The organism is Herbaspirillum sp. C7C8 (genome assembly GCF_022627875.1).
Lineage (GTDB): Bacteria > Pseudomonadota > Gammaproteobacteria > Burkholderiales > Burkholderiaceae_D > Herbaspirillum.
In genome coordinates this window covers 147048-166811 of the sequence record NZ_JABXGG010000004.1, presented here as the reverse complement: position 1 = coordinate 166811, position 19764 = coordinate 147048, and the positions used below count along the sequence as shown (strand labels likewise).

The 19764-nt window shown below is 65.7% G+C and carries 21 protein-coding genes; 12 read left to right on the top strand and 9 right to left on the bottom strand.

Translation table 11 applies throughout. From position 1 onward, the window contains the following. Window positions 1-6: 6 nt before the first annotated feature. Genes HWE01_RS07285 through HWE01_RS07265 form a run of 5 tightly spaced genes read left to right on the top strand, consistent with a single transcriptional unit; the run spans window position 7 to window position 4150 of the window. A complete protein-coding gene (locus HWE01_RS07285; protein ID WP_008334567.1) occupies window positions 7-813 on the top strand; it encodes a DUF2272 domain-containing protein in 807 nt (268 codons plus the stop codon). A gap of 13 nt (window positions 814-826) precedes the next feature. Beyond that, on the top strand, window positions 827-1579 hold the full coding sequence (locus HWE01_RS07280; protein ID WP_175342918.1) for an SGNH/GDSL hydrolase family protein: 753 nt from the start codon (window positions 827-829) through the stop codon (window positions 1577-1579). Window positions 1580-1614: 35 nt separating this feature from the next. Next, window positions 1615-2850 carry a bifunctional glutamate N-acetyltransferase/amino-acid acetyltransferase ArgJ gene (gene argJ / locus HWE01_RS07275; RefSeq protein WP_241821432.1) on the top strand — a complete coding sequence of 412 codons (1236 nt, stop codon included), beginning with the start codon at window positions 1615-1617 and terminating at the stop codon, window positions 2848-2850. Window positions 2851-2858: 8 nt separating this feature from the next. Continuing rightward, the gene (locus HWE01_RS07270) at window positions 2859-3734 is read left to right on the top strand and encodes an ATP-binding protein (protein ID WP_008334570.1); all 876 of its coding nucleotides are present in this window, start codon (window positions 2859-2861) and stop codon (window positions 3732-3734) included. After that, window positions 3734-4150, top strand: coding sequence for an NUDIX domain-containing protein (locus HWE01_RS07265; RefSeq protein WP_175342916.1), 417 nt, complete (start codon window positions 3734-3736; stop codon window positions 4148-4150). The genes HWE01_RS07270 and HWE01_RS07265 overlap by 1 nt, the downstream gene beginning before the upstream one ends. Window positions 4151-4192: 42 nt before the next feature. Here HWE01_RS07265 and yacG read toward each other — a convergent pair whose 3' ends face one another. The 9 genes from yacG to HWE01_RS07220 form a co-directional block, all read right to left on the bottom strand. Continuing rightward, window positions 4193-4378 (bottom strand): DNA gyrase inhibitor YacG, encoded by a 186-nt coding sequence (gene yacG / locus HWE01_RS07260; RefSeq protein WP_034351612.1) that lies wholly within the window; start codon window positions 4376-4378, stop codon window positions 4193-4195. 36 nt (window positions 4379-4414) lie between these two features. Further along, window positions 4415-5170: a cell division protein ZapD gene (gene zapD, locus HWE01_RS07255; protein ID WP_008334573.1), complete on the bottom strand. Its 756-nt coding sequence runs from the start codon at window positions 5168-5170 to the stop codon at window positions 4415-4417. Between the two features lie 216 nt (window positions 5171-5386). Further along, window positions 5387-6007, bottom strand: coding sequence for a dephospho-CoA kinase (gene coaE, locus HWE01_RS07250; RefSeq protein WP_241821431.1), 621 nt, complete (start codon window positions 6005-6007; stop codon window positions 5387-5389). A gap of 4 nt (window positions 6008-6011) precedes the next feature. Beyond that, window positions 6012-6875, bottom strand: a complete 864-nt coding sequence (locus tag HWE01_RS07245) for a prepilin peptidase (RefSeq protein ID WP_241821430.1) — start codon at window positions 6873-6875, stop codon at window positions 6012-6014. Between the two features lie 55 nt (window positions 6876-6930). Continuing rightward, a complete protein-coding gene (locus HWE01_RS07240; protein ID WP_008334585.1) occupies window positions 6931-8187 on the bottom strand; it encodes a type II secretion system F family protein in 1257 nt (418 codons plus the stop codon). Further along, on the bottom strand, window positions 8174-9313 hold the full coding sequence (locus HWE01_RS07235; RefSeq protein WP_241821429.1) for a GspE/PulE family protein: 1140 nt from the start codon (window positions 9311-9313) through the stop codon (window positions 8174-8176). Before HWE01_RS07235 ends, HWE01_RS07240 begins: the two co-directional genes overlap by 14 nt. A 145-nt stretch (window positions 9314-9458) precedes the next feature. Continuing rightward, entirely contained in the window at window positions 9459-10751 is a 1293-nt protein-coding gene (locus HWE01_RS07230) for an HlyC/CorC family transporter (RefSeq protein WP_034351614.1), read from the bottom strand. 152 nt (window positions 10752-10903) lie between these two features. After that, window positions 10904-11872: a 2-hydroxyacid dehydrogenase gene (locus HWE01_RS07225; RefSeq protein ID WP_008334596.1), complete on the bottom strand. Its 969-nt coding sequence runs from the start codon at window positions 11870-11872 to the stop codon at window positions 10904-10906. Beyond that, on the bottom strand, window positions 11869-12726 hold the full coding sequence (locus HWE01_RS07220; RefSeq protein WP_008334598.1) for an IclR family transcriptional regulator: 858 nt from the start codon (window positions 12724-12726) through the stop codon (window positions 11869-11871). Before HWE01_RS07220 ends, HWE01_RS07225 begins: the two co-directional genes overlap by 4 nt. Before the next feature lie 265 nt (window positions 12727-12991). Here HWE01_RS07220 and HWE01_RS07215 point away from each other — a divergent pair, with 265 nt between their 5' ends. Genes HWE01_RS07215 through HWE01_RS07185 form a run of 7 tightly spaced genes read left to right on the top strand, consistent with a single transcriptional unit; the run spans window position 12992 to window position 19763 of the window. Next, window positions 12992-14077, top strand: coding sequence for an ABC transporter ATP-binding protein (locus HWE01_RS07215; protein ID WP_008334600.1), 1086 nt, complete (start codon window positions 12992-12994; stop codon window positions 14075-14077). Continuing rightward, on the top strand, window positions 14074-14991 hold the full coding sequence (locus tag HWE01_RS07210; RefSeq protein WP_502798424.1) for an ABC transporter permease: 918 nt from the start codon (window positions 14074-14076) through the stop codon (window positions 14989-14991). The genes HWE01_RS07215 and HWE01_RS07210 overlap by 4 nt, the downstream gene beginning before the upstream one ends. Before the next feature lie 3 nt (window positions 14992-14994). Further along, window positions 14995-15789, top strand: a complete 795-nt coding sequence (locus tag HWE01_RS07205; protein ID WP_008334602.1) for an ABC transporter permease — start codon at window positions 14995-14997, stop codon at window positions 15787-15789. Then, window positions 15786-16100, top strand: a complete 315-nt coding sequence (locus HWE01_RS07200; RefSeq protein WP_008334604.1) for a (2Fe-2S)-binding protein — start codon at window positions 15786-15788, stop codon at window positions 16098-16100. Before HWE01_RS07205 ends, HWE01_RS07200 begins: the two co-directional genes overlap by 4 nt. Then, window positions 16097-17548, top strand: a complete 1452-nt coding sequence (locus HWE01_RS07195) for an NAD(P)/FAD-dependent oxidoreductase (protein ID WP_241821428.1) — start codon at window positions 16097-16099, stop codon at window positions 17546-17548. Before HWE01_RS07200 ends, HWE01_RS07195 begins: the two co-directional genes overlap by 4 nt. Continuing rightward, complete coding sequence (locus HWE01_RS07190; protein ID WP_008334608.1) at window positions 17545-18717, top strand: NAD(P)/FAD-dependent oxidoreductase; 1173 nt, start codon at window positions 17545-17547, stop codon at window positions 18715-18717. The genes HWE01_RS07195 and HWE01_RS07190 overlap by 4 nt, the downstream gene beginning before the upstream one ends. Continuing rightward, a complete protein-coding gene (locus tag HWE01_RS07185) occupies window positions 18714-19763 on the top strand; it encodes an ABC transporter substrate-binding protein (protein WP_241821427.1) in 1050 nt (349 codons plus the stop codon). Before HWE01_RS07190 ends, HWE01_RS07185 begins: the two co-directional genes overlap by 4 nt. Window position 19764: the final 1 nt, after the last annotated feature.

Sequence of the window (19764 nt, the reverse complement as noted above, 5' to 3'; positions counted from 1 at the left end):
AAGAAGATGTCCCTCGCCAAGATGTTTCGTGCGTCCCGTTCCGGCTTCACTGCCACCGCCATCGCCGTCCTGCTGGCCGGCTGCGCTTCCTCGCCGCTACCGCAATGGCGCGACAGCGATAATCCGGGCTACGCGCCCATCACTCCCTCCATCCCGGTGACCAATACCGGCGTGCCCGCCGTGGCCATCAGCACGGCTGCGCCCACGCGTGCGGCACTGGTGGAAGCGGCCAAGGCCGAGTGGGATTTCTTCGGCAACCAGCAGATCGACATGCGCCATGAGCCCTTCAGCGCCCCGCGCCTGGGCTTGCTGGAAGACGAGGGCGAGGCCGTGCAGCGGGTGGCCGAATACTGGCACGCGGTCGGCAAGAACCTGACCGGAGCGGACTGCCAGCAAGCCTGGTCGGCCGCCTTCATTTCCTGGCTGATGGTGAGCACCAATGTGCCGCCGCAGGATTTTGCGCCCAGCGAAACCCATTTCAATTACCTGAGCTTCCTCAAGGACCGCCAGTCGCGCCCCTCGCCGCAATTCGTGTTGCGCCCCCCCGAGAGCGAGCCAATTGCTCCTGGTGACCTGCTCTGCGCCCCGCGCGGCAACAACAACATCACCTCCATTGACGAGATCCGTCCCGGTCTGGCGGGCCACTGCGATATGGTGGTGGAGGTGCATGCCGATGATGGCTGGGCCGGGGTGATCGGCGGCAATGTCTTCAATTCGGTGTCCGAATCCCTGATCCCGGTGGATGAGCAGGGCCGCGCCCAGCCGATTGCGGCGCGTCCCTGGCTGGTGGTGGTCAAGAATCTGCTGCCCTGATGCGCAGGCTGCCATGCTGATACTGGCCAAGCTGCTCTTGGGTCCGCTGTTGCTGGCGCAGGCCAGACGCCTGCGCAAGACCGCGCTGCGGCTGCCGGAAGCGGCCGGTCCGCGCAGCGGCGTGGAGTTCGCCCCCCTGCGCGGGACGCTGGTGGCTGAACCTTTGCGCGTGCTGGTGGTGGGCGACTCTTCCGCAGCGGGCGTCGGCGTCGAGCATCAGGAGCAAGCCCTGGCCCAGCCGCTGGCACGCCAGCTGGCCGTGCGCACCGGCCATCCGGTGGCCTGGCAGTTGGTGGCGCAGAGCGGTGTCAATTCGCTGGAAGCGCTGGATCTGCTGGGACGCCACGAGATCGGCCCGGCCACCGTGCTGGTGGTGGCGCTGGGAGTGAACGATGTCACCTCGCAGATGAGTCCGCAGCGCTACGTGGCCAACCTGCGCCTGCTGTGCGAGCGTCTGATGGCGCAGGCCGGGGTGGAGCACATCGTCTTTTCGGGCTTGCCGCCCATGCACCTGTTGCCGGTGGCGCCGCAGCCGCTGCGCTGGTACCTGGGCCGCTATGCGCGCAAGCTGGACCGGGCGCTGCGCGACTGGATCGGCGCCGACGCCGCGCTGCGCTACTGCTCGCTGCAATGGGCGCTGCCGCATGAGATGGCCATCGACCGCTTCCACCCTGGCCATGGCCAATATGCAGAATGGGCCAGGATGAGTGCCGAGATCATCGAAAGCGAGTTCCTGCGTCATCAGCCGGTGACGGAAAGTGTTTAAAATACGCGTTCCGATTTTTACGCTGAAAGCTCGCCATGGCCGTCAATTCCCCGATTCCCGTTCCTTCCGACCTGAAAGCCGTTGCCGGCATCGAACTCGGCCATGCCGAAGCGGGCGTGCGCAAGGCCAATCGCAAGGACGTGCTGGTCATGAAGCTGGCCGAGACGGCTACCGTGGCGGGCGTCTTCACCAAGAACCGCTTCTGCGCCGCCCCGGTGCAGATCTGCCAGGCCAACCTGGCGCAGCTGAGCGCCAGCAAGCCCATCCGCGCCCTGGTGATCAACACCGGCAACGCCAACGCCGGCACCGGTGAAGAAGGCCTGCAGCGCGCCAAGTCGGTCTGCGCCGCGCTGGCCCGGGAGATGGGTGTGGAGCCGCAGCAGATCCTGCCGTTCTCCACTGGCGTGATCCTGGAGCCGCTGCCGGCCGACCGCATCATCGCCGGCCTGCCGCAAGCCATAGCCAACCTCAAGGCCGACAACTGGTTCAACGCGGCCGAGTCCATCATGACCACCGACACCCAGCCCAAGGCCGCTTCGCGTACGCTCACCATCGGCGGCAAGCAGGTGGTGATGACCGGCATCAGCAAGGGCGCTGGCATGATCAAGCCCAACATGGCCACCATGCTGGGTTTCCTGGCCTTCGACGCCAAGCTGCCGCAGGCGCTGCTGAACCAGCTGGTCAAGGACGCCGCTGACCATTCCTTCAACTGCATCACCATCGATGGCGATACCTCGACCAACGATTCCTTCATCCTGATGGCCACTGGGGCCGGCGAACTGGAGATCACCAGCGCCGACAGCGAGGAATACAAGCAACTGGCCGCAGCCGTCACCGACCTGTCGCAGCATCTGGCGCACCAGATCGTGCGCGATGGTGAAGGCGCGACCAAGTTCATCGAAGTGGCCGTGGAAGACGGCAAGAGCATCGATGAATGCCGCCAGATCGCCTATTCCATCGGCCATTCGCCGCTGGTCAAGACTGCCTTCTTCGCCTCCGACCCGAACCTGGGCCGCATCCTGGCCGCCATCGGCTATGCCGGTATCGATGATCTGGATGTGTCGAAGATCAACCTGTGGCTGGACGACGTGTGGGTCGCCAAGGATGGTGGCCGCAACCCGGATTACCGCGAAGAAGACGGCCAGCGCGTCATGAAGAAGGCCGAGATCGTGGTGCGCGTGAAGCTGGCGCGTGGCACCGCCAAGGCCTCCATCTGGACCTGCGACCTGTCGCATGACTACGTGTCGATCAACGCCGACTATCGTTCCTGAGCATCGCCATGACCCAGCTAGATCAATTCCTGCAGCGTGCCGAAGCCTTGCTGGCGCGCGTCGAAGCCATCCTGCCCAACGCCGCCGCCCGTGAACCCGACTGGAACGCCGCCGTCGCCTTCCGCTGGCGCGGCGCCACCGCGCAGCGTGCCGGTTACCTGCAGGCGGTGGGCCACATCTCCAGGATCGGCCTGTCGGACCTGCACAATATCGGTCCGCAAAAGGAACAGATTGACCAGAACACCCGCCAGTTCGTCGAAGGCCGCCCGGCCAACAACGTACTGCTGACCGGTGCGCGCGGTACCGGCAAGTCCTCGCTCATCAAGGCTTGCCTGAACCAGTACGCCGACCGTGGCCTGCGCTTGATCGAGGTGGACAAGGATGACCTGCACGACCTGCAGGACATCGTCGAGCTGGTGGCCTCGCGCCCGGAGCGCTTCATCGTCTTTTGCGACGATCTTTCCTTCGAGGAAGGCGAGGGTGGTTACAAGGCCCTGAAGGTGGCGCTGGACGGCAGCATCGCCGCACAGTCGGACAACGTGCTGATCTACGCCACCTCCAACCGTCGCCACCTGATGCCGGAGCGCCTCTCCGACAACAGCACCTATACCCACACCGAGGACGGCGACCTGCATCCCGGCGAGACGGTGGAAGAAAAGATTTCGCTCTCCGAGCGCTTTGGCCTGTGGGTGACCTTCTACCCCTTCAAGCAGGATGATTTCCTGGACATCGTGGCGCACTGGCTGCGCCACTTCGGTTGCAACGACGCCCAGATCGCCGACGCCCGCGCCGATGCCCTGCGCTGGGCCCTGCAACGCAGCTCGCGCTCGGGCCGCGTGGCCTGGCAGTTTGCGCGCGACTACGCCGGCAAGGCGCAAGGCTGATGGCGGCGACGCCATCCAGGCCCATCGACGTGGCCGTGGGCATCCTGATGCAGCCCAACGGCGACGTGCTGCTGGGCCAGCGTCCGGAAGGCAAGCCCTATGCAGGCTACTGGGAATTCCCCGGCGGCAAGGTGGAGCAGGGGGAAAGCATCTTCGCGGCCTTGCAGCGCGAGTTCAAGGAAGAACTGGGTATCGAGGTGCTCGATGGCGAACCCTGGTGCGGCGTCGAGCATGTCTATCCGCATGCCCATGTGCGTCTGCATTTCTACATCAGCCGCCAGTGGCGCGGCCAGCCGCAGAGCCTGGAAGGCCAGGCCTTTGCCTGGCAGGGCGGTGTGGATGTGGCGCCACTGCTGCCGGCCACCATCCCGCTGATCCAATGGCTGGATCAGCTCAGGTACGGCGACAAAGGCTGAAAATAGGCGGGTTTGAGGCGATATGAAGGAAAAAGCCCGTGATCACTGCACGGGCTTGTCGCCTTCGTCTTCCAGGGGCAGGTTCACTGCGGGGATGGTGTACTTTTCTTCCGCCCAGGCACCCAGGTCGATCTGCTTGCAGCGTTCGGAACAGAAGGGGCGGTACTTGTTCTTCTCGTTCCATTCCACTTTGGTGCCACAGGTCGGGCAGTCTACGATCGTTGCCATACGTTTTACTTCACTTCATTTCATTCAGATTACAGGTCAAAAGCCGCATAGCGCCAGCTCGAAGGGCACTTCGCCATCGAAGGCACGCGGCTTTTCGTCGCCATCCTGCTGGGTGAAGCGCACCCACAGCATGTATTTGTTGGCCGAGATCTCGGGAATTGCGCCGAGTTCGATGTCGAGCGACAGGCGCAGCATCTGGTAGACCTTTCCCTGCAGCATCTGCTGGTAACTGCCGCCTTCGGCGTTGATCTTGACGGCATGTCCCGATTCGCGCAGCAGCCGCATGACGATGCCGATGGCATCGAACAGCGGGATCAGCGGGGCGAACCAGTTGGAGATGTCCTGGAAACGGCGGTCGAAGGGATGCTGTTGCCAGGCGTAATAGGCCGGCAGGTCGAATTCGCAGGCCCCGCCCGGGATGATGGTGCGTCCGCGGATGCTCATCAACCATTCATTGTCGCGGATGTTCTGCCCGGTCTTGCCCTGGGCGGCTGCGAGGGCGCTGCTGGCCTGGTCGACTTCGGCCAGGATGGCGCTGAGCATCTCGGGCTCGACATTGGGGTTGGACTGGTAGGCCAGCAGGATCTGCTTCTGCCGTTCCAGCTCTTGCAGCAGGTCGGACTTGAGGTCGGCGCGTCCGGCGACCTCCAGCATTTCGAAAATGGTGGCAAGGGCGATGTGATGCTGATGCGGGCTTTCCTGGTGCAGGAAGAAGACGAATTTCTCGTAGAGGTCTTCCAGTCGCAACAGCGTGCGAATACGCTCGTTGAAAGGGTATTCGTAGACGATCAAAGCATGATCCCTTTATTGGTTGAACCGGACTTGTTAGGCCGCTGACAGGCCGCGTGGGTGCAATAACCTCGTCAACATGTGCAATGTCTGTGATTCTGACCCATGCAGAAGAAAATTACAAATGCAGTCGGCATCAAATGAAGCTGCTTTGCCGGTTCGCCTTTGCCCGGCTGCCCGTGTGCATTGCCGCCTCATCAGGGGATGCCTGCCCGTGCTTCAGGACGCCCCCGCCAGCGCCAGGTAACGCGCATGCAGCGCACGGACCTGGTCCGGCAGCGCGGCATTGCTGCCACCGTTGTCGATGATATCCTGCGCCACGGCCAGGCGGGCCTGGCGGCTGGCCTGGGCGGCCATGATGGCTTCCACTTCTTCACGCTGCAGGCCATTGCGCTGCATGACGCGCTCGATCTGGACCTCTTCCGGGCAATCCACCACCAGGATACGGCTGGCGCGACCGACCCAGGTGCCGGACTCCACCAGCAGCGGCACCACGAAGATGACGTAGGGGCCGGTGGCGAGCTCGGCCTCGCGCACGGTCTCGCTGCGGATCAGCGGATGCAGGATGGCTTCCAGCGCATGACGCGCGCTCGGATTGCCGAACACGTGCTGGCGCATGCGGGTGCGGTCCATGGCGCCGTGGGCATCGATGAACTGGTCGCCGAAATGCGCGCGAATGGGCGCAATGGCCAGGCCCTGCGGTGCGGTCAGGGCATGGGCGATGGCATCGGTATCCACCAGCGCAGCGCCCAGCGCGCCGAACAGATTGGCCACCGTGGTCTTGCCGCTGCCGATGCCGCCGGTCAGGCCGATGGTGAAGCGTTCAGTCAGTGAGGTCATGGGATCAGAAATCGTAGAGAAGCCGGGTGAGCCAGCCATGGCCCATCAGCAAGGTCAGCATGCCGGCGAGGGCCAGGCAGGGGCCGAAGGGAATCGCCTGGCCGCGCTGGTGGCGGCCCAGGCCCATCAGGAGCAGGCCCAGCAGCGCACCCAGCGCCGAGGCCAGCAGCAGGACCAGCGGCAGGGCTTGCCAGCCCAGCCAGGCGCCCAGCGCCGCCATCAGCTTGAAGTCGCCATAGCCCAGGCCCTCCTTGCCGGTGGCCAGCTTGAAGATCCAGAAGATCAGCCACAGCAGGACATAGCCGGCCATTGCGCCCAGCACCGCATCCTGCAACGGCACCAGGGGATGCACCAGATTGACCAGCAGCCCCAGCCACATCAGTGGCAGGGTGAGGTCGTCGGGCAGCAGCATGGTGTGCGCATCGATGACGGCCAGCGCAATGAGAAAGGCGGCGCATACCATCAGCGCCACCCCGTGCAGGCCCAGGCCGAAGCGCCAGCCCAGCAGGGCGAACAGCAGCGCGCTCAGCAGTTCCACCAGGGGATAGGCCGCGCCGATGGGGGCCGCGCAGAAGCCGCAGCGTCCGCGCAGCAGCAGCCAGCTCAGGAGCGGAATCTTGTGATGCAGCGCCAGTGGTCTGGTGCAATGGGGACAGGCGGAGGCGGGCAGCCAGAGGTTGTAGCGATCGGTATGCGGCATGGTCTCGCCACGTTCCTGGGCGACGAAGTTGGCAGTCTCGCGCAGCATCATGCGCGGCAGGCGATGGATCACCACGTTCAGGAAACTGCCCACCAGCAGGCCCAGCAGCGCCGCCACGGCCGCTGTGGCCGCATGGCGGGGGAGGGCGAGGGCATCGGGGAAAAACATCGTCGCGTTCAAGTCCGTGTCGATCGAGAAGGAAGCGGGAAGGCGGCCTGTCGTTTCATACCACCGCACCCATGCGGAACACCGGCAGGTACATCGCCACCACCAGGCCGCCGATGACCACGCCCAGCACCGCCATGATAACGGGTTCCATCAGGCTGGTGAGGGCCGTGACGGCCTCGTCGACCTCGCGTTCGTTGAGCTCGGCGATCTTCGCCAGCATGGCATCGAGTGCACCGGCCTCTTCGCCCACGGCCGTCATCTGCACCGCCAGGTCCGGGAAGACGCCCGTGGCCTGCATGGCCCCATGCAGCGAGGCGCCGTTGCGCACGGCATCGCGCACGACCAGCGAGGCCTCGGCATAGACCACGTTGCCCGCGGCTCCGGCCACCGTCTCCAGCGCCTCCACCAGGGCGATACCGGCCCCGAAGAGGGTGCCGAAGGTGCGGCTCCAGCGCGCCAGGGCGGCCTGTCGCAGCAGTTTTCCGAACAGCGGCAGCGACAGGCTCAGGCGTTGCGCGGCCCGTCGCAGCGCGGGATAACGCCGCCACGCCAGCGTTGCCGTTACGCCCGAGATCAGCAAGCCCAGCAGCAACAGGAGGCCATGGCGACCCAGCAGATGCGCCATGCCCATCACGATGCGCGTGGGCAGTGGCAGTTCGGCACCGAACTGCTGGAACATCTGCTCGAAGGCCGGTACGACCCACAGCATGATGACCACCGTCACCGCGACCGCGACCAGCACCACCGCGCAGGGATAGGCCAGTGCCGCGCGCACCTTGCCGCGCAAGGCCAGCGATTTCTCACGATAGAGGGCGATGCGCTCCAGCATGCTATCCAGCATCCCGGCTTCCTCGGCGGCGCGCACCAGGTTGCAGAAGAGCGCATCGAACTGGCGTGGATGGCGCGCCAATGCGGCATGCAGGCTGTCGCCGCGCGCCACGGCTTGCCGCACGTCGGCCAGCAGCGCGGCCAGCGCAGTCCTGGTCGCGCCCCGGATGGCGATGTCCAGCGATTGCAGCAGCGGCAGTCCGGCTTGCAGCATGGTGGCGAGCTGGCGTGTGAAGAGGGCGACCTGTTTGGCGGTGATGCGTCCGCGCATGATCGGGGTGCTACTGCCGTCCTGCGTGAGGTCGGCGGTGCGCGCGCCGTCATCGCGCCGCAGCCGTGCCACGCGCAGGCCCTGTTGACGCAGCCGGGCGCGTGCCTGGGCTTCATCGGCGGCGGTAAGGACGCCGCGCTGCGGGCGGCCGTGGCGGTCCAGTCCTTCCCAGCGGAAGGGGAGGCCGGAAGGCAGGCGATCAGGTGCAGGCAAGGATTTCTCCCATGCTGGTTTCGCCCCGCAAGACCTTCAGCAGCCCGGCCCGGCGCAGGTCGATGACGCCTTCGGCCTGCGCCTGCCGTCCCAGCTCCAGCGTGCCGGCCTGGGCCAGGATCAGCGACTGCATGGCCGCGCTGACCGGCATGACCTGGTAGATCCCGGTGCGTCCGCGAAACCCGGTCTGATTGCAGGCCGGGCAGCCCTGCGGCAGGAAGGTGGCGGGCGTGCCGCCGGCCGGACGGCGGCAGCGGCACAGCTTGCGCACCAGCCGCTGGGCCACGATCAGGCTGACGGAAGCCGCGATGTTGTAGGCCGGCACCCCCATGTTGAGCAGGCGCGTGAGCGTGGCGGGAGCGTCGTTGGTGTGCAGGGTGGAGAGCACCAGATGCCCGGTCTGCGACGCCTTGACCGCGATGTCGGCGGTCTCCAGATCGCGTATCTCGCCCACCATCAGTACATCCGGGTCCTGGCGCAGGAAGGCGCGCAACGCCGGGGCGAAGTCCAGACCGGCCCGCTCGTTGATGCTGACCTGGTTGATGCCGGGCAGGTTGATCTCCACCGGGTCCTCGGCAGTGGCGATGTTGATGCCCGGCTGGTTCAGCCGTTGCAGGCAGGCGTATAGCGAGACGGTCTTGCCCGAGCCGGTCGGACCGGTCATCAGCACCAGGCCGTGCGGCTTGGCGATGGCCTGCAGCAGGGCTTCCTGCTGGGCCGGTTCATAGCCGAGCTGGGCAATGGACAGGGTGGCCTGGGTGGTATCGAGGATGCGCAGCACGATCTTCTCGCCGAACTGCGTGGGCAGCGTCGAGACGCGGAAGTCCACCGTGCGCTGGTCCAGCGCCAGGCGCATCTTGCCATCCTGGGGCAGGCGCTTTTCGGCGATATCCAGCCGCGCCAGGATCTTGAGCCGGGTGGCCAGCTTGTCGCGCAGCGTCAGCGGCGGCTGCGCCAGTTCGTGCAGTACGCCGTCCAGGCGCAGGCGTACGCGGAAGAGATGTTCGAAGGGTTCGAAATGCAGGTCGGAGGCGCCCATGCCGACCGCATCGGCCAGCAGCTTGTGCAGCAGGCGCACCACGGGGACATCGTCGTCGGCCACGGCCGTGTCGGGAGCGGATTGCATGGGAGACCTCGCGCGCAGGGGCGCTGCCGCAGGGCAACGCACAGGGAGGGGAAGTCTCCCACGCGTTGCCGCTGCCCGGAAAGCGGAGCGGCGATTTGCGTGGGACAAATTCGGAGGACTTCGATACGGTCCGGCGAGGGGCGAATCAGTCCGGTGTCTTCCCGTCAGCCGGCATGGCAATGAGCTTGACCATGCGGATGGCCTGGTTCTGTACCTGCACGATCTCGATCACGCAGCCATCGATCTTGACGGCCACGCTGGCTTCGGGGATGTCCTGCAGGGTTTCCAGCAGCAGGCCGTTGATGGTCTTGGGGCCATCCAGCGGCAGCTGCAGGCCCAGGCGCTTGTTGATGTCGCGCAGGGTGGTGCTGCCTTCGAGCAGGCAGCTGCCGTCCTTGTCCCAGCCAAAGCCTTCCCCCGAGGAACCGGGCGAGGAGGTGGTGAATTCGCCGATCATTTCCTCGATGATGTCTTCCAGCGTCACCAGCCCCTGCACTTCGCCGTATTCATCGACCACGATGCCCAGGCGCTCGTGGTTTTCCTGGAAATATTGCAGCTGGGTGAAGACATCGGTCTCCACCGGCACGTAGTAGGGGGTCGAGAGCAGGGCGCGGATGTCGTCGTGGGTGATGTCGTCTTCCTGGCGGAACAGCGCGACCGTCTTGCGCACATGCAGGATGCCGGCGATATGGTTGATCTCGCCCTCGAACACCGGCAACTTGTTGTGATAGCAGGTGGCCAGCTGGTGCAGGATGTCTTCCACCGGCGCGGCCAGGTTCAGGGCCTCGACCTGGGCGCGCGGGGTCATGACGTCTTCCACCGAGATTTTTTCCAGGTCGAACAGGTTCAGCAGGATGCTCTTGTGTTTCTGCGGAATGAAGCTGCCGCCCTCCAGCACGATGGAGCGCAGCTCTTCCGGCGAGATGCGCTGCTCGGCCGCGCGGGAACCGGTCTTGATGCGCAGCACCTTGAGGATGGCCGATACGAAGATGTTGACGAACCACACCAGCGGCTTGGCCACCCGCATCAGCGGCTTGAGCACGAAGCTGGTAAACAGCGCAATGCGTTCCGGATGGGTGGCGCCGATCACCTTGGGCACGATCTCGGCGAAGACGATCAAGAGCGCCGCCACGAAGGCGGTGGCCGCCGTGATGACGCGCTGGTGGTTGCCGAAGGCAGCAATGGCCAGCGCCGTCACCAGGGCCGTGGCCAGTGCATTGATGACGGTATTGGCGATGAGGATCAGCGAGAGCAGCCGTTCAGTGCGGTCCAGCAGCCACAGGATGGTGATGGCGGCACGGTTGCCTTGTTTGGCCAGGTGCCGCAGGCGATGGCGATTGGCGGCCATCAGCGCCGTCTCGGTCATGGAAAAGAAGGCCGAGAGCAGGATCAGGAGCAGGAGTGCAAGAGCTTGCACCCATATGGGTACGGTATCCAAACGTTGCCGTCAGTGGGTTGCCCTCACGCATGGGAGGGAGTCGGCGGGCCTGTTCACCTGTCATCACGACAGGCAAGCCAGGGCGGCCAGCAAGCGCCAAAGTCTAGACGATGGGGGCGTATCCCGCAAGCCGTGCGGTCCCGACTTGCTCCTCAGTAACCCCGTGCGCGATCGTAGAGATGCGGTGGCGGCAGGCCGTTGAGCACGGCCGCCATCGCCACCGCCGCCTGTCGTGCGCGCTCGCGCCGCGAGGGGGTGGCCGCTGCATGGGGTGTGACCAGTACGCGCGGATGCCGCCACACGGCGGCCCCGGCAGGCAGCGGTTCTTCCTCGAATACGTCCAGCACCGCAGCCGACAAGTGAGCGCTGTCGAGCGCGGCCAGCAGGTCGGGCAGGCAGACGTGGCTGCCGCGTCCGACGTTGATGACCGCCGCCCCCTTGGGTAACTGGCTTAGCAGCCCGGCATCGATGATGTGGCGGGTGTCGGCGGTCTCGGGCAGCAGGCAGATCAGGAGGTCGGTTCGGGCCAGGAAGGCCGGCAGCGCCTCGGCGCCGGCAAAGCAGGCCAGACCCTCTTCGCTGCGCGGCGAGCGCGCCCAGCCGGCCGTCTCGAAACCGACCGCCGCATGTATGCGTGCCGCCGACAGGCCCAGCGCACCCAGACCCAGTACGCCCACCCGGGTTTCGCGCGCGGTGCGCGGGGTGGAGAATTCGCGCCACTCGGCGCGCGCCTGCTGGGCGATGATGCGTGGCATGTCCTTCAACAGCATCAGGCTGCTCATGAGCGTGAATTCGGCCATGCGCTGCTGGGTTTCGGGGGTGACCATGCGCACGATGGGCAGCTCCGGCAGGTGCGGGTCGGCGAGGATGTGATCCACGCCGGCTGCCGCACTGAGGATGGCCTTCAGATTGGGAAACTGCGCCAGTCTTCCCGCTTCGGGCTGCCACACCAGCACGAACTGCACACGCGCCGGATCGACTTCCGGATCGTCCCAGGCGCGCACTTCGAGGCCCAGCCCGGGCGCGAATTCATCAAAGCTGGCGCGCCACTCGGCCAGCGCGGCAGCACCGCCTGACTTGATCAGCAGCACGGGGGCAAGGGCAGAGGCGGGCGAGGTCATGCTTGCGGCTCCCCCGGATTGGCCTGGTGCATGGGCCGGCGCAAGGCAGGATCGAAGGGATTGATCCGGCGCGACAGGGCTGCCGCTTCCCGCTGCAGCATCTGCACCACGGTGGGTAGCCGTTCCTCGGTCAGACGCGAGGTCAGCGTGCCCACGCTCAAGGCGCCGACGATGCCGCCGGCAGCATCGAACAGCGGCACGCCCAGGCCCGCCATGCCATCGAGCAAACCGGCCTGGCGTGCCGCGTAGCCGGTTTCCCGCACCCGTTCGATCTCGGTACGCAGGTAGACCTCGTCATAGACACCGAACTCGCGCAGGCGCGGCACGTTGTAGCGGATCACTTCCTCGCGTTCTTCTTCCGGCAGGAAGGCGAGGATGGCCAGTGCTCCCTGTCCCACACCCAGCGCCACGCGTCCGCCGATGTCGCCGGTGAAGGCGCGGATCGGGAAAGGGCCATCGACGCGGTCCACGCACACCGCATCGAAGCGCGAGCGCAGCAGCAGGAAGACCGTATCGCCCAGGCTGCCGCACAGCCGCAGCAGGGCCGGACGGCACAGGCTGCGCACATCCGAGGCATTGCCGGCACGCGCGGCCAGGGCGAACAGGTCCATGCCCAGGCGGTACAGCTTGCTGCGCTCATCCTGCTCCACCACGCCTTCGACGGCCAGCGATTGCAGCAGCCGGTGCGTGGTGCCCTGGGTCAGACCGATGGCCTTGGCCACCTGGGTCACGCGCATGCCTTGTGGTGGTGCATCGGCCAAGGCACGCAACACCGCGAAGGTGCGCTGGATGCCGTTGACCGGTAGGGAGGCTGGGGCGCTGGCCGCTGCGGCCTGGTCGTTGTGCTCGCTCATGAGGGGACTTTGTCTGCTGGGTGGAATCGGTGGTGGTCGGTCCGCCGATGTATTTCGTTGAACGGAATAAATATAAAAAATTTCCTGACAGTCGAAATACGATAGCAGAATTGGCACCGAAATTGCATCAATAACGAAACAGGAGACGCGCCACCCACCTCGCTCAGCGCCGCGGTGGCGTACTTGAAAGAATGCATCGGAGCGCCCGCCGGCCGACAAGCCCGCCAGCCGTGCAGCGCCCGAACCTTGCGACAGGGAGCTTGCAATGTCATTTCTTACGCTGACCAATGTCAGTAAGTTCTATGGTGATACCCAGGCGGTATCGGGTTTCAACCTCACGGTGGAAAAGGGCGAGTTCATCTCCCTGCTGGGGCCCTCGGGCTGCGGCAAGACCACCACCCTGCAGATGATTGCCGGTTTCGAAGCCGTCAGCGGCGGCCGCATCGAACTGGACGGACGCGACATCACGCACGCCAGGCCCAACAGCCGTGGCCTGGGTATCGTGTTCCAGACCTATGCGCTGTTCCCGCACATGACGGTGGAGCAGAACGTGGCCTTTGGCCTGGAGATGCGCAAGTGCGGCCGGGCGGAAAAACGTGACCGCGTAGCGCAGGCCCTGGCCCTGGTGCATCTCGAAAAACACGGTGCCCGCTATCCGCGCGAACTGTCCGGCGGCCAGCGCCAGCGGGTGGCCCTGGCGCGTGCGCTGGTGATCGCACCGCCCGTGCTGCTGCTGGACGAACCCTTGTCCAACCTCGACGCCAAGCTGCGTGAAGAAATGCAGTTCGAGCTGCGCGACATCCAGCGCAAGGTCGGCACCACCACCATCATGGTCACGCACGACCAGAGCGAAGCCATGTCCATCAGTGATCGCGTGGTGGTGATGGAGGCCGGTCACATCACCCAGGTCGGGCGTCCTCTGAACGTGTATGAGCATCCGGCCAATCGCTTCATTTCCACCTTCGTGGGCAAGGCCAATCTGCTCGAGGGTCAGGTGGTCGGTGCGGCCGGCGAGCGCGCCGATATCGCCGTGGGTGGCATGATGCTGTCCCTGGAGAGTAGCGATACCGGCCTGCGCGGCGGTGGCCGCGTGGTGCTCGGCCTGCGTCCGGAAAAGATCCGCTGTACCGCGCCCGGCCAGGGCCGCTGCAATGGCGACGTGGTGCGCCGTTTCTTCCTCGGCAGCCAGTGGATGTATGAAGTGCAGACGCCGCTGGGTCTGCTGTCGGTGCTGTCGGCCAACGATGGCGCCGAGGCGCTGGAGCAGGGCGCTGCCGTCGGCCTGGCGTGGAGCGACTACAGTCTGCGCCTGGTCTCCACCGCCCGCAGCGATGAACAGGTGACGGCATGAGCGCGGCCGGCACGACTTCCGTGGCGCCACCCGCGGTGGCCCCCGGCGACAGCAGCAAGGTCCCCGGCCAGCGCAGCCTGCCCTGGCTGATGTCGGCCCCGGCCATCCTGCTGTGCACGGTGATGCTGCTGGTGCCGCTGGTGCTGACCCTGGTGCTGTCCTTCAACGCCTATGATGCCGAGACCGGCCCCAAGGCCGGCACCTTCACGCTGGAGCACTACTATGCGGTGCTGACCGATCCGTACTACTACGGCATCTTTTGGCGCACGCTGTGGATCTCGGGCCTGGTCACGCTGATCTGCATCGTGGTGGGCGCGCCCGAAGCCTACATCCTCAACCGCATGCGCAAGCCATGGCGCTCCGTCATGCTGCTGGTGGTGCTGGCCCCGCTGATGATCTCGGTGGTGGTGCGCGCCTTCGGCTGGAGCATGCTGCTCGGTCCCGAAGGACTCATCAACGGCACGCTGGCCGCACTGGGCTTTGCCCGGGTCAAGCTGCTCTATACGGAGACGGCCATTGTCATTGCGCTGGTGCATGTGATGTTGCCCTTCATGGTGATCCCGGTGTGGACCTCGCTGCAGAAGCTCGACGCAGGCGTGGCCAATGCCGCGCTGTCGCTGGGCGCCTCGCCCATGACCGTGCTGCGTCGTATCGTGCTGCCGCAGATCATGCCCGGCATCTTATCGGGCAGCCTGATCGTCTTTGGCCTCTCGGCCAGTTCCTTTGCCATTCCGGGCCTCCTGGGCGGACGGCGTCTGAAGATGATGGCCACCATCATCTACGACGAATACCTGCACGAACTGAACTGGCCACTGGGCGCAGCCATCGCGCTGCTGCTGCTGGTGGCCAACCTGGTCATCATGCTGGGCTGGAACCGCATGATCGAACGCCGCTACAAGAAAGCGCTGGGCTGAACCATGAACAAGAACGGACCGATTGCATTGTGCTTCAATGCGCTGGTGATCCTCTTCACGCTGGCGCCGATCCTGGTGGTGTGCGTGATCGCCTTCACCCCCGAAAACACCCTGACCATGAACGGACCGGAATTCTCGCTGCGCTGGTTCAAGGCAGTGTTTGAATTCCCCGATTTCGTGACTTCCTTCTGGAACAGCCTGTGGCTGGCCCTGGCCGCCGCCACCATCTCCACCGGGCTGGCCATACCGGCGGCCATGGCGCTGGTGCGCTATCCGCATCGCTGGTCGGGCATGTTGCAGGGGCTGTTCCTGTCACCGCTCATCATTCCGCACCTGGTGCTGGGCGTGGCGCTGCTGCAGCTGTTCTCGGTGGTGGGCGGCGCCGGCAACTTCGGCTGGCTGGTGCTGGCGCACTCGCTGGTGGTGACGCCCTATACCATGCGCCTCATCATGGCCGCCCTGATCGGTTTTGATCGCAGTGCCGAGCAGGCGGCGCTGTCGCTGGGCGCTTCGCGCACGAAGGTATTGTTGCGCATCACGCTGCCGATGATCCTGCCCGGCATCACCGGTGGCTGGCTGCTGGCCTTCATCAACAGTTTCGATGAAGTCACCATGTCCATCTTCGTGACGGCGCCCTCGACGGTGACGCTGCCGGTGCGCATGTACATGTATGCCACCGAATCGATTGATCCGATGATGGCGGCGGTGTCGGCGCTGATGGTGGGCATCACGGCGGTGGCGATGATCATCCTGGACCGGGTCTATGGCCTGGACCGCGTGCTGGTGGGACGTTCATGACGCCGACCTCCTCCCCGTCACAGGCCCAGCTGGTGCGGCTGGCCGAGCGTGATCGCGCCACGGTCAGCTTCACCCTGGACGGCCGTCCGGCCACCGCGCTCGAAGGCGACACCGTGCTGACCGCCGTGCTGACCAACGCGGGCAGCCTGCGTCGCAATGAATTCAGCGGCCAGCCGCGGGCCGGATTCTGCATGATGGGCGCTTGCCAGGATTGCTGGATCGCCACCGATAACGGTGAGCGCTTGCGCGCCTGTTCCACTTTCATCCGCGCCGGCATGCAGTTGCTGAGCGGGCAGGGGGAGACCGCATGAGCCGCCGTGCTCCCGTCATCGTCGGTGCCGGTCCGGCCGGTGTGCGCGCGGCCCAGACGCTGTTGGCACACGGCCTGCGTCCGGTCGTCATCGATGAAGCCGCGCGCGCAGGCGGCCAGATCTATCGCCAGCCACCGCGCGGATTCCTGCGCAGCCGCAAGACGCTGTATGGCTTCGAGGCCAGCCGCGCGCAATCGGTCCACGATACCTTCGACACCTTGCGCGAGGCCGTCGATTACCGGCCCGACACCCTGGTCTGGAATGCCCAGCCGGGTTTGCTGGATCTGATGGATGGCGGCGCACAATCGGCCTCCACCCTGGTCTGGGAAGACATCATCGTGGCCACCGGGGCCACTGATCGCGTGCTGCCATTCCCTGGCTGGACCACGCCGGGCGTCTACACGCTGGGTGGTGCGCAGGTCGCGTTGAAGTTCCAGGGCTGTGCCATCGGCCGCTCGGTGGTACTGGCCGGCAATGGCCCGCTGCTCTATCTGGTGGCCTATCAATATGCCAAGGCCGGCGCGCATGTGGCGGCGGTACTCGACAGCAGCAGCCTGACCGACCGCATCGCCGCACTGCCGGCCATGCTGGGGCAGCCCGCGTTGCTGGCCAAGGGCATCTACTACCTTGCCTGGCTCCGCCTGCATGGCGTGCCGGTGCATTCGCACGCGCGAGTGTTGCGCGTGGAAGGCGATACACGTGTGCAGGCACTGGCCTGGCGTCGCGAGCATCTGGCAGGCGCGGGCGGCAAGCCCGGCCCCGAGCAGCGCATCGCATGCGATGCCGTGGGCTTCGGCTATGCACTGCGGTCGGAAACGCAACTGGCCGACCTGCTGGGTTGCCGCTTCCAGTTCGATGCCCTGCAGCGCGCGCATCTGCCGGTGCGCGACGCCAGCACCCGCAGCAGCGTGCCCGGCGTCTACCTGGCCGGTGACGGTGCCGGCATCATGGGCGCGGATGCGGCTGAACTGGCCGGCGAACGTGCCGCGCTGGCGCTGTTGCAGGATCGTGGCGTCGCAGTCGATGCAGCACGGGTGGCGCAGATCGAGGCGGAGCTGGCGCGTATCGGTGCGTTCCGTCTCGGGCTGGAACGCGCATTTCCCTTCCCCGAACGTTGGGCGGCCACTGCGCCGGATGATCTGGTGGTGTGCCGGTGCGAGAACATCCGGGCCGGTGAATTGCGCGCCGCCGTGCGTCAGCAGGGGGCCACGGAAATGAACCGGCTCAAGGCGCTCACGCGGGTGGGGATGGGCCGTTGCCAGGGCCGCATGTGCGGCGCGGCTGCGACCGAAATCCTGGCTCACGCGGCCGGCCTGCCGGTGTCGCAAGTGGGACGCCTGCGCGGGCAGGCGCCGATCAAGCCGATTCCCCTGGGCATGCACGTGCCCGCTCCCGAGCCTGTCCCGGCGCGGGTGATCGCGCTGCCTGTCCAGGAAGATGCCTCATGAAAACTCTTGCCACCGAAGTCCTCATCATCGGCGGCGGCATCGTCGGCGCCTCCGCTGCGCTGGTGCTGGCCAAGGCCGGACGTCGCGTGACCGTGCTGGAGCGCGACCTGTGTGGTGCACGCTCCAGCGGTATCAACTATGGCGGCGTACGGCGCCAGGGGCGGCCCGAAGTGCAACTGCCGCTGTCGCAGCGGGCGCATGAGATCTGGGGCCAGCTCCAGGACCTGATCGGCACCACCGGCGAATACGAACGCAGCGGTCACTTCAAGCTGGCCCGCAGCGAGGCCGACATGCAGTCACTGGCGCGCTATGCCGAACTGAGCCGTCCTTATGGCCTGGGCATCGAACTCATCAGCGGTGAGCGCCTGCGCCAACAATGTCCCTGGCTGGGCGGCGCGGCAGTCGGTGGCTCGCTGTGTCCGGAAGATGGCCAGGCCAATCCGCGCCTGATCTCACCGGCCTTCGCACGCGCTGCCGAGGCCGCCGGTGCGACCATCGTCGAGCGCTGCGAAGTGCTGCAGGTCGGCCATGATGGTCGCGACTTCGTGGCCGAAGCGCGACATGGGGAAAGTACCCTGCAGGTCCGCGCGGAAGTCCTCATCAACTGTGCCGGGGCCTGGGCCAACCGCGTGGCGCAAGCCTTTGGCGAAACCGTGCCACTGACCAGCGGCCACCCCAGCATGGTGGTCACCGAACCGATTGCGCACTTCCTGCCCTGGAGCCTGGGTGTGGAGGGAGGCTCCATCTATTGCCGCCAGGTGGCGCGCGGCAACGTGGTGCTGGGCGGCGGACGTGGCTATGTGCTCGATGAGCAGCGCGCCCGCGCCTCGCATGATTCCATCCTCGGTCTGCTGCCGCAGGCGGCGGCCCTGCTGCCGGCACTGCGCCATGTACACATCATCCGGACCTGGAGCGGTGTGGAAGGCTACCTGCCGGACCAGCATCCGGTGATCGGCCCCAGCACTACGCAACTGGGCCTGCTGCATGGCTTCGGCTTCTGCGGTGCCGGTTTCCAGATCGGTCCGGCAGCCGGCGAAGCGCTGGCCGAACTGGTGCTGCACGGACGCAGCACCATTGCGCTGGATGCTTTCTCGATCGGCCGCTTCCTCCCGGCGCGTGCCGCTGTCGTCGACCTGTTGTCCTCCCACCCTGAAAGGAAGATCTCATGATGTCGCTCTCCCGCACCGCTGCCCTCGGACTCCTGCTGGCCACCGCCAGCGCCGGATTACAGGTGCAGGCACAGACCCGTACGCTGTATGTCGGCATGAATGGCGGCAACATGGAGAAGACCTTTACGCAGGCGGTGTTCGGTCCCTTCGAGCAGAAATACAACGTCAAGATCGCCGTGGTGCCGGGCGGTTCGGCCGACATCCTGGCCAAGGCCCAGGCCGCCAGGGACAAGCCGCAGATGCACCTAATGTTTCTGGACGATGGCGTGATGGCCCGCGCCGTCGGCATGGGGCTGTGCGAGAAGCAGAAGCCCAATCCCAACCTGGCCGACCTGCTGCCGGTGGCGCACATCAAGGATGACATGGCCACCGGTGTGACCATCAGCGTCACCGGCCTGGCCTACAACACCAAGGTCTATGCCGAGAAGGGCTGGGCGCCGCCGACCTCTTGGCTGGATCTGGCCGATCCCAAGTTGAAGGGGCGCGTGGTGTTTCAGTCGCTGCCCTCGTCCACCTTCGGGCTGCATGCCTTCCTCGCCTTCAACCAGATCAAGGGCGGCACCGATGCCAATGTCGATCCGGGCTTCAAGGCCTGGCCCAAGACCATCGGTCCCAATGTGCTGGAGTACATCGCCAATTCGGCCAAGATTTCCGAGATGGCACAGACCGGCGAAGCCGCGCTGTTCCCCTATACGCCCACACTCTCCACGCTCCTCAAGAGCAAGGGCGTGCCCGTGGAATACGTGCAGCCCAAGGAAGGTGCCATCGTGCTGATGGTGGCGCAGTGCGTGATCGCCAACAACAGCGAGCCGCAACTGTCACAGGAGTTGGCGGCCTATCTGCTCTCGCCGCAGGCCCAGGCGCTGGCGCTGGAAAATGGCAACTACAACCCGACCAATACCAAGGTCCAGGTCAGTGGCGCGGCAGCCGCCGAGCAGACCCGCATGAACGCTTTCGTCAAGGCGGCCCGGGCGGTGGATTGGGATGAGATCAACAAGAATCGCGCGGTGTGGAATACCCGCTGGAGCCGCACCATCGAACGCTGAT